We start from the raw sequence: 13414 nt of genomic DNA, 5'->3' as shown, positions 1-13414 counted from the left end.
GGCAGGATAGACGACCGGGACATGACGATGCCGTTCGATGCCATGGACGACGTGCCCGACGAGGCGCTGCTGGTGCTCTTCGCGAACGGAGAGCGGGCGGCGGCGCGGGCGTTGACATTGCGGCTGAGCCCGCGCGTTCTGGCCCATGCCTTCCGGCTGTTGGGCAACCGGGCCGAGGCCGAGGACGTGGCGCAGGAGGCGCTGCTCCGGCTGTGGCGGGTGGCGCCGGAATGGCGGCAGGGGGAGGCGAAGGTGACCACCTGGCTTTACCGCGTGGTGGCGAATCTTTGTACCGACCGGCTGCGCCGGGGCTGGCGCACCAGGCCGCTGGAGGCGGCGGGCGATCCGGCGGAAGACCGGGCCAGTGCCGCGGAGGACATGCAGGAGCGGGCCCGGGCCGATGCGTTGCAGGCGGCGCTGCAGGACCTGCCCGAGCGGCAGAGACAGGCGGTGGTGCTGCGCCATATCGAAGAGCTGGGCAATCCGGAGATTGCCGAGATCATGGGGATCAGCGTCGAGGCGGTGGAAAGCCTGACGGCGCGGGGGAAACGGGCGCTGAGCGAGGTGCTGGGCGCCAGGAAGGATGAACTGGGGTACGCGGAATGAGCAAGACCGGCAAACCTGACGACGGGATGGAGGCGATGTTCGCCGCGGCCCGCACCCACGCGCCGGAACCGGACGCGGATTTCCTGGCGCGGGTGCTGGGCGACGCGGAGGCCGTGCAGGCCGGGTTCGCGGAGAGGGCTGGGGACATGGCCAGCGCCAGTGCCGGGGCCGGGGCGGCGCGGCTCTACCCTGCGCCGGCCCGCGGGCTGCGCGGGGTCTTCGCGGCACTGGGCGGATGGCCCGCCGTGGCGGGGCTTGGCGCGGCGGCGCTGACCGGAGTGTGGATCGGGGTCGCGCCGCCCGAGGGATTGAGCACGGCGGCGCAGAGTGTCTGGGACCAGGATGTCACGCTGGCCTTCGAGCCGGACCTTGGCACCGATCTCTTTCCCGGCGAGGGAGGATGAGCATGAGCGACGGAACGGAGATGACTCCGCGCACGGGGGCACCGCGCTGGATGAAGATCCTGCTGGTGGTGTCGCTGGCGTTGAACCTGTTGGTCATCGGCGTGGCCGCCGGTTTCGCGATCAAGGGCGGCCCCAAGTGGCGCGGCGGCCCGCCGGGTGGCGCGGGCGCCATGCACCGGGCGCTGAGCGAGGCGGACCGGGCGGAGCTGAAGCAACGCATGATCCGCACGTTCCGGGCCGAAAAGGGCGGACGCGCGGCGTTCCACCAGGAGATGGAGGGGCTGGTCGCTCTGCTGCGGGCCGAGACGTTCGACGGGGCCGCGGCGGAAGAGCGGATGGCGCGGCTGCGGGAGATGTTCGACGGCCGGATGGCCTCGGCCCAGGGTCTGCTGGTCGAGTATTGGGGCGAGATGAGCGCGGCCGACCGGGCCGCCTATGCCGACCGGCTGGAGGCCGAGATGCAGCGGCGCAAACGCTGAGGCCCGGCCGCTGTCAGGCGGCGGATAAATGCGAGATCGTGACCGTGTCGCGCCCGCCCGACTTGGCGGCATAGAGCGCGTGGTCGGCATCGGCCAGGAGCCTTTCCGGTTCGAGGTCGCTGTCCTTCACCGCCGGGTTGGCCACGGTGGCGCCGATGCTGACGGTCAGGGAGAGCGGGGCCTCGACCCCTGGGATGGCAATCGCGGTCTCGCGCACGGTACGGCACAGGTGCTTGGCCATGGCGCGTGCGGCGGCGATCCCGGATTGGGGCATCAGCACAAGGAATTCCTCGCCGCCGATGCGCGCCAGGCTGTCGCCGGGGCGAAGCGCGTCGCGCAGGGCGCTGGCGACGCGCGTGAGGACATGGTCGCCGGCGGCGTGGCCATACGTGTCGTTGACGCTCTTGAAGTGATCGAGATCGGCGACCATCAGCGCGAAGGTCTGTTTGCTCTCCCGGGCGGTCTCGATCAGGCGGGCCATCTGCGCCAACGCATATCGGCGGTTGTAGAGGCCGGTCAGCGGATCGGTAACCGCGGCGTTCAGGCCGGTGCGCAGGCGGGCGCGCTGCAGGTCGTCGGCCTGTTTCGCGCGCAAGAGCGCGTCGATGCGAAGGGCGATTTCCCGGGGGCCGGCATCGCGGGTGGCGAAATCGTCGATGCCCATGTCCAGCAGCTTGACCGCAAGCCTGTCATCGGCGGCGTCCAGCAGCGCAAGCACGCGGGACTGGCGGGTGCGCGGCGCGCTGCAGAGTTCGGCCAGGCGGACAAGCGCGGCCTCGCCGGCATCTGCGGGCAGGGAGACGAGCAGCACGTCGGGCGGTGCGGTCAGCCCCGAGAGTTGCCCTGCGCGGTCCATGCGGAAGGTCTCGAGCCGGTGGCGCATGTCCTGCACGAGCCGGTGACACAGCGCCTGGTCCGTTGCCGTCCCGCGGTGCAGCGCCGCCACCAGCCCGCGCGGGGCGAAACCGGCCTGCGCCTCGGCCAGCCCGAGCGCGTGGGCGGCGCCGCTGGTGAGGTCGAGATCGACCTCGACCGGCGCCTGCCGCGACAGCGAGCGCAACCGCGCCAGGAGCACCTTTTCGCTGTAGGGTTTGAGCAAGACGTCGCAGGCGCCGCATTTCAGCAGGGCACGCCGCGCGTCGGGGGCCCGTTTCGCGCTCAGGACCAGCACCGGCAGCCGGTCGCAGCCGGGCAGGGCGTGGATGTCGCGGACCAGGTCGCAGGCGGAGCTGTCGGGCAGTCCATCGGTCACCAGAACCGCCTGCGGCCTGTCGTGCGCGATCAGCGTCAGCGCCTCTGCCGCGCTGCCGGCCTGTTCGACGTGGAAATAGGCGGCTGAAAGCTTGACCTTCAGCACGATCCGGTTGGTCGCCAGACCATCGACGATGAGAACAGTGCCCGGCATGTGCCGCCGCCTTTCCGACTTGCTCTTTGCTATGGCAAGACTATCCCTGTCATTGGTTAAGAAATCCTTGCCGGGAGTTAAGCAATATGGCCAACCAGCGAGAAGCCGCCGAGACGATCGCGCTCAAGGCGCTGACGTGGATCGCGGGGCACGAAAACCTGCTGGACGTGTTCATGGGCGCGGCCGGGGCGGGGCGGGACGATCTGCTCACGGGTGCGCAAGATCCTGATTTTCTTGCCTCTTTGCTGGATTTTCTGCTGATGGACGACGCGTGGATCATGGAGTTCAGCGAGGCCGCGAACGTGCCGCCCGAGGCGGTTGTCGAGGCCCGCGCCGCGCTTCCGGGCGGGGTCCAGACCCATTGGACGTAAATTAATTTCGAGGACCATAAGGTGAACAAACCCGCAAGAAAGGTTGATGGGCTGCTGTTCGACAAGGATGGCACGCTGTTCGATTTCCACACCACCTGGAGCGCCTGGGCCGGTGACCTGATCGAGGACCTGGCGCAGGGCGACGCGGCCGTGCGGGCGAGACTGGCGTCGGAGATGCATTACGATCTGGACGAGAGGCGGTTTCGCCCGACGAGCCCGATCGTCGCGGGCACGAACCGCGAGGCCGCCGAATGCGTGGCGCGTGCCGTGCCCGACCGCAGGATCGAAGAGCTGGAGACCTTCCTGATGGAGACCTCGGCCGCGGCGCCGCAGGCCGAGACCGTGCCGCTGGCGGCGTTCCTGCAGGCCCTGGCCGCCGAGGGCCTGGCGCTGGGCGTGGCGACCAACGACACCGAGCATGGCGCGCGTGCGCATCTGGGCAAGGCCGGCGTGGTGGACCAGTTCGATTTCATCGCCGGGTTCGATTCGGGCCACGGGGCCAAGCCCGCGCCGGGGCCCTGCCTGGCCTTCGCCCGCGCCATGGGCCTTGCGCCCGGGCGGGTGGCGATGGTGGGCGACAGCACCCATGACCTGCTGGCGGGGCGCGCGGCGGGGATGCAGACCGTCGCGGTGCTGACCGGCACGGCCACGCGGGCCGACCTGGCGCCCTTTGCCGATGTCGTGCTGCCGGATATCGGGCATATCCCGGCCTGGATGATCGCGTGAGCGCGGGCGTCTCGCGCGGGGTTCTGCTGGCACTGGTCGGCACGGTGGTGCTGACGCCGGACGCGATGCTGATGCGGCTGTCGGGCATGGAAGGCATCCAGATGACCGGCTGGCGCGGTTTGTTCATGGGCACGATGATGCTGCTGGCCTGGGCGGTCACCAGCCGGGACCGTGGCGGCGACATGGCCCGGCTGCGCAGCGGGCCGGGGGCGATGATCGTCGTGGCGCAGGTGCTGAACTCGATGCTGTTCTGTATGGGCATCGCGTCGGCCCCGGCGGCGGTGGTGCTGATGGGCGTGGCGGCGGTGCCGGTCTTTTCGGCGCTGCTGAGCCGGGTGGTGACGGGCGAGACGACCTCGGCGCTGACCTGGGCGGCCATCGCGGCGGTGATGGCCGGAATCGGGATCGCCTTGCTGGGCGGCGGGCATGGCGACGTGGCCCTGAACTGGGCCGCGGTGACGGGGGCGGGCTTTGGCCTGGGCGTGGCGTTCGTGCTGGCGCTGAATTTCGTCACGGTGAGGGCCAGCCCCGACCTGCCGATCCTGCTTGCCATCGGGGTCGGCGCGTGGATCGCGGGCGGGATCGGATGGTCGGTGACCGGTGTGGAGGCGATGTTTCAGGGCCGGGTCTGGGCCATGGCGATCACCGGGGGCGTTGTGCTGCCGGTATCATTCTTCATGCTGTCGCTGGCCGCGCGCCACACGCTGGCGGCCAATGTCAGTCTGCTGATGCTGCTGGAAACGGTTCTGGGGCCGCTGTGGGTGTGGATCGGCGTGGGGGAACGGCCCACGGCGGCGATGCTGGTCGGCGGTGCCATCGTGGTGGGCAGCCTGACGGTGTATCTGTCGATCCTGCGGCGGCGGGCGGCGCTAATCGTGCCGCGATAGTTCACCTGCGACAGGTTCTGTCGCAAAGCGGCAAACCAGCCGGCCGGCCCGGTGGTTGCATGGAAGGGTCCAGCAGGAGACTCACCATGGCAGAGACAGCCTTACGCAGGAAACGCAGTGGCGGGCGGGCCGGAAACGCGACACGCAGGGGCACCGCCGTCATCGAGCAGATGCCCTGGAACCCGCCGATCAACATCGACCGACCGGTCGAGCCGCTGGACGAGGCCGGGATCCAGGCGATCCATGACGGTGCGATGCGCATCCTCGAGGAGATCGGCATCGAGTTCCTGAACGCCGAGGCGGTGGAGGTTCTGCGCGGCACCGGCGGGTGCGACATCAATGGCGAGAACGTGCGGATGGGGCGCGATTTTGTGATGGAGATGATCGGCAAGGCGCCGAGCGAGTTCACCATCACGCCGCGCAACCCCGATCATGCCATCACGATCGGGGGGCGGCACCTGAATTTCGGCAATGTCTCGTCGCCGCCCAGTTACTGGGACATGGGGATAGGGCGCAAGGTGACTGGCACGCGCGAGATGTGCGCCAACCTGCTGAAACTGAGCCAGTATTTCAACTGCGTGCATTTCGTCGGTGGCTACCCGGTGGAGCCGCAGGACGTGCATGCCAGCGTGCGGCACCTCGATGTGCTCTATGACAAGCTGACGCTGACCGACAAGGTGGCGCATGCCTATTGCCTGGGCCGGGAGCGGGTCGAGGATGTGATGGAGATGGTGCGCATTGCCGGCGGCCTTACGGACGATGCGTTCGAGGCGCGCCCGCACATGTATTCCAACATCAACTCCACCTCGCCCCTGAAGCATGATTTCCCGATGCTGGACGGCTGGATGCGCCTGGCGCGGCGCAACCAGGGGCTGGTGGTGACGCCGTTCACGCTGGCCGGGGCGATGGCGCCGGTGACCATGGCGGGGGCGGTGGCGCAAAGCCTGGCCGAGGGGCTGTGCGCGATCGTGCTGGCGCAGGCGATCCGGCCCGGCGTGGGCTGCGCCATCGGCACGTTCACCAGCAATGTCGACATGAAATCGGGCGCGCCTGCCTTCGGGACGCCGGAATACATGCGCGCGACGCAGATGACGGGGCAGATGGCGCGGTTCTATGGCCTGCCGATGCGGGCGTCGGGTGTGTGCGCGGCGAACGTGCCGGACGGGCAGGCAATGTGGGAAACCTCGAACAGCCTGTGGTCGGCGGTGCAGTCGGGGGCGCACATGGTCTATCATGCCGCCGGCTGGCTTGAAGGCGGGCTGATCGCCAGCCCCGAGAAGTTCATCATGGATTGCGAGATATTGCAGCATATCCAGCGCTACATGGACCCGATGCTGACCGCGACCGGCCCCGACGAGATTGCGCTGGAGGCGGTGCGCGAAGTGGGCAACCAGGGGCATTTCTTCGGCATCCAGCACACCCAGGACCGCTATACCACGGCGTTCTACCAGCCGTTCCTGAGCGACTGGCGGAACTTCGAGGCATGGGAGGCCTCTGGCGCGGCATGGACCCCGCAACGCGCGCACCAGGTCTTTCGCGACATCATCGCGAGCTTCGAGGCGCCCCCTATCGACGACGCGGTGCGCGAGGAACTGGAAGCCTTCGTCGCCCGGCGCAAGGAGGAAGGCGGCGCGCCGACCGATTTCTGACGTGTGCGCCGGCCGGAAATAGCGACAATTGGAAACGTCCACGGCTTGTTAACGCCGTTCTGCAAAGGCTTTGCCGGAAGCAGGAGCGTGACATGCACGGGCTGATCAACCGGGCCATCGAACTTTTCATCCGCGATACCTATGGGCAGGACACCTGGGGCGAGGTGGCCGGCCGGTCGGAGCTGGTGCCGCAGGACTTCGAGGCGATGCTGGACTATCCCGACGCGGTGACGCGGGACGTGCTGGCCGGGGTGTCGCGGGTTCTGGACAAGCCCGAGGCCGCGATACTGGAGGATATCGGCACCTACCTGGTGTCGCATCCCACCGCCGAGGCGCTGCGGCGGCTGCTGCGGTTTTCCGGCACGGATTTCACCGATTTCCTGCATTCCCTGGATGATCTTCCGGCGCGGGCGCGGCTGGCGGTGCCACAACTGATCCTGCCGCCGATCGAGTTGCACGATCACGACGGGCACAGGTTTTCGGTCGCCGTCGGCGCGGGGCGGTCCGGCGGATTGTCCTTTGGTTACGTGCTCTTGGGGTTGCTGCGGGCGATGGCGGACGACTACGGCGTGCTGGTGACGCTGGATCACAAGGGGCGCCGCGACGGGGTCGAGACCATCGAGGTGCGCGTGCTGGAGACGGCCTTTGCCCGGGGGCGGAGCTTTTCGCTGGGGGCGGCCCAGTGACGAGCGACAGGATCGCGGCGTCGGGGACGCTGCTGGATGTGCTGTGTCCGATGCACCTGGTGCTGGATGCGGACGGGCGGATCGTCCATGCGGGACCCACCGCGCAAAAGGTCCTGGGCCCTGCGGGCCCGGTCGGCCGCGCGTTCCTGGAGCTTTTCGACGTGAAGCGGCCCCGCCTGGCGCCGGGGGGGGCGGGCCTGCGCGCGGCGGTGGGCCGACGGCTGCACTGCGTGTTGCGCGACGCGCCCGGGATCGAATTGAAAGGCGTCGCGGCCCCCTTGCCAGGGGACCGGGGCACCGGGCCACCGGGCGGGTTGATCGTGGACCTGTCCTTCGGGATCGGCCTGATCGACGCCGTGGGCCGCCACGACCTGACCAGCCGCGATTTCGCCGCGACCGACCTTGCGGTCGAGATGCTGTACCTTGTCGAGGCGAAAGCGGCCGTCATGGACGCCTTTCAGAAACTGAGCCAGCGGTTGCAGGGGGCGAAGGCCGCGGCGGAGGAAGAGGCACATACCGACACGCTGACGGGATTGCGCAACCGCCGTGCGCTCGACCCCGTGATCCGCCGCCTGATCGCGCGCGGCGCGGATTTCACGCTGATGCACCTGGACCTGGATTACTTCAAATCCGTGAACGACACGCTGGGCCACGCGGCGGGCGACCATGTGCTGCGCCGCGTGGCGCGCATCCTGCGCGAGGAAACCCGCAGCGAGGACACGGTCATTCGCGTCGGCGGGGACGAGTTCGTTCTGATCTTCGCCGAGGCGCCTTCGGACGCGCGGCTGGCCGAGCTGGCGCAACGACTGATCCGGCGGCTGGAGGAACCCTTGAGCATCGGCGGCGAGATGGCGCGGATTTCCGGCAGCATCGGGACCACGCGCAGCGCGAACTACGCCACGCCGCGGCTGGCGGTGATGATGGACGATGCCGACCTTGCGCTTTACGCCGCGAAAGAGGCCGGGCGGGGCTGTCACGTGGCCTTTGCGCCCGACCTGCGCCGCGCGGTCGCGCGGCATACCGTCGACGCCGCGACGGGCGACTGAGCACGGGCCGGGGTCTTGTGCAACGGGACCGTGCCCTTTAACCGTTGGGCGCAAATCGGGGCAAGACGGACAGCGGTCATATGACACGGGTCTTCATCACCGGCACGGCCGGGTTCATCGGCTTTCACCTGGCCAGGCTCCTGCTGGACGAAGGCATGGTCGTGCACGGCTTTGACGGGCTGACGGATTACTACGACGTGCGGCTGAAGGCGCGGCGGCACCAGATGCTGTTGCAATCGCCCGAGTTCAAGGCGCACGAGGCGATGCTGGAGGACGTGGCGGCGCTGGACGACGCGGTCGATGACTGCGCGCCCGACATCATCGTGCACCTGGCCGCCCAGGCCGGCGTGCGCTACAGCCTGGAGAACCCGCGCGCCTATATCGACGCCAACGTGGTGGGCACGTTCAACGTGATGGAGGCCGCACGGCGGCACGAGGTGCGCCATCTGCTGATGGCCTCGACCAGTTCGGTCTACGGGGCCGAGACCGACATGCCCTATGCCGAGACGCAGAAGGCCGACACGCAGATGACGATCTATGCCGCCACCAAGAAGGCGGCCGAGGCGATGGGCCATTCATATGCCCACCTGTGGAACCTGCCGACGACGATGTTCCGCTTTTTCACCGTCTACGGGCCCTGGGGGCGGCCCGACATGGCGCTTTACAAGTTCGTCGACGCGATCCTGGAGGGGCGTCCCATCGACGTCTACAACCACGGCGAGATGTACCGCGATTTCACTTATGTCACCGACCTGGTGCGCGGCATCCGCCTGTTGATGGACGCAGCGCCGGTTCGGCCCGACCGCCCCGAGGACATCGCCGAGGGCGACAGCCTGTCGCCGGTGGCGCCCTACCGGGTGGTCAATATCGGCAATTCCGACAGCATTCGCCTGACCGATTTCGTGGACGCCATCGAGGCGGCGCTGGGCATGACCGCCGAGCGCAACCTGATGGATATGCAGAAGGGCGACGTGCCCGCCACATGGGCCGACGCCAGCCTGCTGCACAGCCTGACCGGGTATCGCCCCGATACGGATGTGCGCGACGGCGTGAAGCAGTTCGTGGCGTGGTTCCGCGAGTATTACGGCAAGTAATTCCGCCACGTTCATGGCGGGGTCCTGAAATTGGCAATGGTCAAACGGGCGGGTTCGCGTTAGGGGGACGCTCGCGCGAAAAATACCATTCAGGATACCCCCCGTGAAACGCACCTTGCTGGCCGACTGGGCCAAACGCTTCGATCTGTCCGAACTGAGCCTGACGCCCGGAGAGCGGCTGAGCCCGACGCGGCTGCGGATCGAGCTGTTGTCGGGGCTGACCGTGGCGCTGGCGCTGGTGCCGGAAGCGGTGGCGTTCGCCTTTGTCGCCGGGGTGCATCCGCTGGTAGGGCTTTACGCGGCCTTCATCGTGGGGCTGATCACCGCGCTGATCGGCGGCCGTCCCGGCATGATCAGCGGGGCCACGGGCGCGCTGGCCGTGGTGATGGTGTCGCTGGTGGCGCAGCATGGGGTGGAATACCTTTTCGCCACGGTCGTTCTGATGGGGATCTTGCAGATGACGGCGGGGGTCTTGCGCTGGGGCAAGTTCATCCGGCTGGTGCCGCATCCGGTGATGCTGGGCTTCGTCAATGGGCTCGCCATCGTGATTTTCCTGGCGCAACTGGGCCAGTTCAAGGTGCCAGGCACTATGGAGAACACCGGCCACGGGATGAGCGGTGGCGAATGGCTGTCGAGCATGCCGCTCTACACCATGCTGGCGCTGGTGGCGCTGACCATGGCGGTGGTCTGGTTGATGCCGCGCGTGACCAAGGTGATCCCGGCGCCGTTGGCGGGCATCGGGCTGGTGGCGGGGATCGTCGTGGTGTTCGGGCTGGACGTGCCGCGCGTGGGCGACCTTGCGTCGATCCAGGGCGGATTGCCGTCCTTCCATGTTCCGACCGTGCCGCTGACGCTGGAGACGTTCGAGATCATCCTGCCCTATGCCGTGATCCTGGCCGCGATTGGCCTGATCGAGAGTCTGCTGACCTTGAACCTGGTAGGCGAGATGACGAATAAGCGCGGCGGCGCCAGCCAGGAATGCATCGCGCAGGGCGTGGCCAACACCGTGACCGGGTTCTTCGGCGGCATGGGCGGCTGCGCCATGATCGGGCAGTCGATCATCAACGTAAAATCGGGCGGGCGCACGCGGATCGCGGGGATCTGCGCGGCGGTGTTCCTGCTGATCTTCATCCTCTTTGCCTCTCCGCTGATCGAGCAGATCCCGCTGGCCGCGCTGGTGGGCGTGATGTTCATGGTGGTGATCGGGACGTTTGCCTGGAACTCGCTGCGCATCCTGCGCAAGGTGCCCTTGTCGGACGCGCTGGTGATCGTGCTGGTGACGGTGGTGACGGTGCAATACGACCTGGCGATTGCCGTGGTCGTGGGCGTGATCGTGTCGGCGCTGACCTACGCGTGGAACAACGCCAAGCGCATTCATGCCATCACCGGCAAGGAGATGGACGGCACCAAGGTCTACCGCGTGCAGGGGCCGCTGTTTTTCGGCTCGGCCAGCGGGTTCGTGGAGCTGTTCGACCCCGACAGCGACCCCGACAAGGTGGTCGTGGACTTCGCCGAGAGCCGGGTCGTGGACCAGTCGGCGTTGCAGGCCATCGAGGCGGTGGCGGGCAAGTACCTGGCGACGGGCAAGCGGTTGCAGTTGCGGCACCTGACGCGGGATTGCCACCGGATGCTGAACAAGGCCGGACACCTGATGGTCGACAGCGACGACGACCCCGATTACGGGCTGGCAGTGGATTACGACGTCAAGACGGGGGTCCTGGGCGCGGGGCATTGACGGTCTGCCGGGGCGGGGCGCGTGGGTTTTCACCCACCCTACGTAACGGTGCATCCCGGACTTGATCCGGGATCTCCTTGCCATCTTGGTCCCGGGTCAGGCCCGGGACGGCGCCCGCGTCCTGCACTTGCGCGCGGAGTCAAGGCACGGCTCTGCCGTGCCGCCGCGCATCGCCGGGCCGCCCCAACGGCACGGCGATTTGGTACAGCTTGGTGCTCCGCTCGCAGGTGTTTCGGATTTGGCAGCGATAAAGCGCTTTAGATGGGCCGATGGATCGCCGCACCGCGGCCCGGCAATGCGCGGCCGGTCTCTTCAGTTTTCCCCCGGACGCGCGAGGGCGAATTTCTCGCGCACCACGGTGTAATCCTTGTAGCCCATCCGCGCGAGCGGGTTGAAGCTGAGCACGTCGAAGATGCCGTTCTTCAGGCAGTCGTCGCGGATGTAGACGCCGGTGACCTCGCCGAACACCACCTTGTTGGCCTCGCCGGGCAGGTCGACGATCTGCGTCAGCTTGCATTCCAGCGCTGCGGGCGCGGCGGCCACGCGGGAGCAGGGGATGGTCTCGCAGGCGGCGCGTTCGAGGGCGGCATCGGTGAACTCGTCGGTGTCCCTGGGCCAGGGGCCCGAGGTCCGGTTCATCGCGTCGCGCAGGGCGTATTCCACGATGTTCACGCAAAAGACGCCGGTGTCGCGGATATTGGCGACGCTGTCCTTGGTGTCGCCCCTGTCGGGCTTGGTCGAGGTCGAGGAGAACATCACCTGCGGCGGCACATAGGCCACGGCGTTGAAGAAGGAATAGGGCGCGAGGTTTTCCGCCCCGTCGCTGCCGCGGGTGGAGATCCAGCCGATGGGCCGGGGTGCGACGATGGCGTTGAACGGGTTGTGCGGCAGGCCGTGGCCGTCTTCGGGGCGGTAGAACATGAGCAACTTTCCGGGTTGGGACGAATGCGTTTGGACATAGGCCTAAACGCGTGCTACGCGACGATCCACCTGTTTTTCGAAGGATAATGCGCCCCCGTGTACGAGTTGCACCAAGAGACACGCGAGGATTGGTGGGAGGTCGAGGCGCTCTACGACCTGTGCTTTGCGCCCGGACGCGAGGCGCTGTCGTCCTACCGGCTGCGCGAGGGCGTGGCGCCGGTGGCGGCGCTGTGCCTGGTGGCGCGCGACGAGGGGGGCATCCTGGCCGGGGCGATCCGGGTCTGGCCGGTGCGGATCGGCACGGCGCGGGCGTTGCTGGTGGGGCCCATCGCGGTGCACCCGACGCGGCAGGGCGAGGGCCTGGGCGGGTACCTCATCCGCGAGGCGTTGCGGATCGGGCATGAGGCCGGCTGGGACCGGGCGATGCTGGTGGGGGACGCGCCCTATTACGCGCGGTTCGGGTTTACCCGGCTGGACAAGGTGAAGATGCCGCCGCCTACCAACCCCGAACGGGTGCTCGGATACGCGCTGACCCCCGGGGCCTGGGACGGGATTGCCGGTAAAGTCGTGCGTGACGCTTGAAAATGCGGGCGCGGTGCCCGATCTTCTAGGCATGGGCAAGAAATCCTATTCCGAGATCCTGCCGGCGGCGATTGATGCGACCGCGGTGGAGGCGCGCCTGAAGGCGCTGGCCGAGCGGCATCGGCGGGCCGGAAATGTCGGCATCCAGGTGCTCAACATGATCGGCAGCCAGGCGGAAGGCCTGTTGTCGCGCCTGCCGGCGCCGGTGCGGTCGCGGCTGGACGACAGCACCGAGCGGGCGCTGCGGCTGGCGATGGACACGGCGCACCGCTCGCGCGGATACGTGGCCGAGAGCCCCGGCTGGCTGAGCCGTGCGATGACCACGGCGATGGGGGCCGCGGGCGGCGCGGGCGGACTGCCGACGGCGCTGGCGGAACTGCCTGTCACGACCACGGTGCTGCTGCGGGCGATCCAGGACGTTGCGGCGGAATACGGCTTCGACCCGGACGAGCCGGGCGTGCAATACGACTGTATCAAGGTATTCGCCGCAGCCGGGCCGCTGGACCACGACGACGGCAGCGATCTGGCCTTTCTCAGCACCCGCGTGGCGGTGACCGGCAAGGCGGTTCAGGCGCTGGTGGCGAAGGTCGCGCCACGGCTGGCCACCGTGCTGGGTCAGAAGCTGGCGGCGCAGACGGTCCCCATCCTGGGGGCGGCGGCGGGGGCGGCGACCAACTATGCCTTCACCAGCTATTACCAGCAGATGGCGCATGTGCATTTCGGCCTGCGCCGCCTGGCCATAGAGGCCGACCGCGACCATGCCGAACTGCTGGAGGATTTTCGCGAACTGGTGGCGCTTCCGAGCGTCAAGCGCGCCTGAGGG

Annotated in this window: 15 protein-coding genes; 13 read left to right on the top strand and 2 right to left on the bottom strand. The window is 68.1% G+C overall.

The genetic code is table 11. The annotated features are described in order from the left end of the window. Window positions 1-21 precede the first annotated feature (21 nt). From FIU85_RS05240 to FIU85_RS05230, 3 genes are read left to right on the top strand one after another with little or no spacing between them, the layout of a single operon-like run. Window positions 22-606 (top strand): RNA polymerase sigma factor, encoded by a 585-nt coding sequence (locus FIU85_RS05240; RefSeq protein WP_152496112.1) that lies wholly within the window; start codon window positions 22-24, stop codon window positions 604-606. Beyond that, on the top strand, window positions 603-1010 hold the full coding sequence (locus FIU85_RS05235) for a hypothetical protein (RefSeq protein WP_152491753.1): 408 nt from the start codon (window positions 603-605) through the stop codon (window positions 1008-1010). The genes FIU85_RS05240 and FIU85_RS05235 overlap by 4 nt, the downstream gene beginning before the upstream one ends. A 2-nt stretch (window positions 1011-1012) precedes the next feature. Beyond that, complete coding sequence (locus tag FIU85_RS05230; protein WP_172978802.1) at window positions 1013-1489, top strand: periplasmic heavy metal sensor; 477 nt, start codon at window positions 1013-1015, stop codon at window positions 1487-1489. A gap of 13 nt (window positions 1490-1502) precedes the next feature. Here FIU85_RS05230 and FIU85_RS05225 read toward each other — a convergent pair whose 3' ends face one another. After that, entirely contained in the window at window positions 1503-2894 is a 1392-nt protein-coding gene (locus FIU85_RS05225; RefSeq protein ID WP_152496110.1) for a diguanylate cyclase, read from the bottom strand. 86 nt (window positions 2895-2980) lie between these two features. Between FIU85_RS05225 and FIU85_RS05220 the strand changes: the two genes are divergently transcribed. From FIU85_RS05220 to FIU85_RS05185, 8 genes are all read left to right on the top strand, one after another. Continuing rightward, the gene (locus FIU85_RS05220; RefSeq protein WP_152496109.1) at window positions 2981-3265 is read left to right on the top strand and encodes a DUF3572 domain-containing protein; all 285 of its coding nucleotides are present in this window, start codon (window positions 2981-2983) and stop codon (window positions 3263-3265) included. Window positions 3266-3286: 21 nt separating this feature from the next. After that, entirely contained in the window at window positions 3287-3991 is a 705-nt protein-coding gene (locus FIU85_RS05215) for an HAD family hydrolase (protein ID WP_152496108.1), read from the top strand. Further along, window positions 3988-4878, top strand: a complete 891-nt coding sequence (locus FIU85_RS05210) for a DMT family transporter (protein WP_152496107.1) — start codon at window positions 3988-3990, stop codon at window positions 4876-4878. The genes FIU85_RS05215 and FIU85_RS05210 overlap by 4 nt, the downstream gene beginning before the upstream one ends. Before the next feature lie 86 nt (window positions 4879-4964). Then, complete coding sequence (locus tag FIU85_RS05205) at window positions 4965-6527, top strand: trimethylamine methyltransferase family protein (protein WP_152496106.1); 1563 nt, start codon at window positions 4965-4967, stop codon at window positions 6525-6527. Window positions 6528-6619: 92 nt separating this feature from the next. Continuing rightward, on the top strand, window positions 6620-7213 hold the full coding sequence (locus tag FIU85_RS05200) for a heme NO-binding domain-containing protein (RefSeq protein ID WP_152496105.1): 594 nt from the start codon (window positions 6620-6622) through the stop codon (window positions 7211-7213). Continuing rightward, window positions 7210-8259, top strand: coding sequence for a GGDEF domain-containing protein (locus FIU85_RS05195; protein ID WP_254703010.1), 1050 nt, complete (start codon window positions 7210-7212; stop codon window positions 8257-8259). Before FIU85_RS05200 ends, FIU85_RS05195 begins: the two co-directional genes overlap by 4 nt. Before the next feature lie 80 nt (window positions 8260-8339). Continuing rightward, window positions 8340-9353, top strand: a complete 1014-nt coding sequence (locus FIU85_RS05190) for an NAD-dependent epimerase/dehydratase family protein (RefSeq protein ID WP_152496104.1) — start codon at window positions 8340-8342, stop codon at window positions 9351-9353. A 118-nt stretch (window positions 9354-9471) separates the two neighbouring features. Next, the gene (locus tag FIU85_RS05185; protein ID WP_254703046.1) at window positions 9472-11088 is read left to right on the top strand and encodes a SulP family inorganic anion transporter; all 1617 of its coding nucleotides are present in this window, start codon (window positions 9472-9474) and stop codon (window positions 11086-11088) included. 312 nt (window positions 11089-11400) lie between these two features. Here the strand turns inward: FIU85_RS05185 and FIU85_RS05180 are convergent, their stop codons facing one another. Beyond that, window positions 11401-12009: a flavin reductase family protein gene (locus FIU85_RS05180; RefSeq protein WP_152496102.1), complete on the bottom strand. Its 609-nt coding sequence runs from the start codon at window positions 12007-12009 to the stop codon at window positions 11401-11403. 96 nt (window positions 12010-12105) lie between these two features. On the opposite strand from FIU85_RS05180, the gene FIU85_RS05175 reads away from it, so the two are divergent. Then, a complete protein-coding gene (locus tag FIU85_RS05175; RefSeq protein ID WP_152491764.1) occupies window positions 12106-12591 on the top strand; it encodes a GNAT family N-acetyltransferase in 486 nt (161 codons plus the stop codon). A 31-nt stretch (window positions 12592-12622) separates the two neighbouring features. Beyond that, window positions 12623-13411: an EcsC family protein gene (locus FIU85_RS05170; protein ID WP_152498184.1), complete on the top strand. Its 789-nt coding sequence runs from the start codon at window positions 12623-12625 to the stop codon at window positions 13409-13411. The last annotated feature ends 3 nt before the right edge of the window (window positions 13412-13414 follow it).

Origin of the sequence: Roseovarius sp. THAF8, assembly GCF_009363735.1 — a bacterium.
Classification (GTDB): domain Bacteria; phylum Pseudomonadota; class Alphaproteobacteria; order Rhodobacterales; family Rhodobacteraceae; genus Roseovarius.
This window is presented reverse-complemented; position numbering and strand designations above follow the sequence as displayed.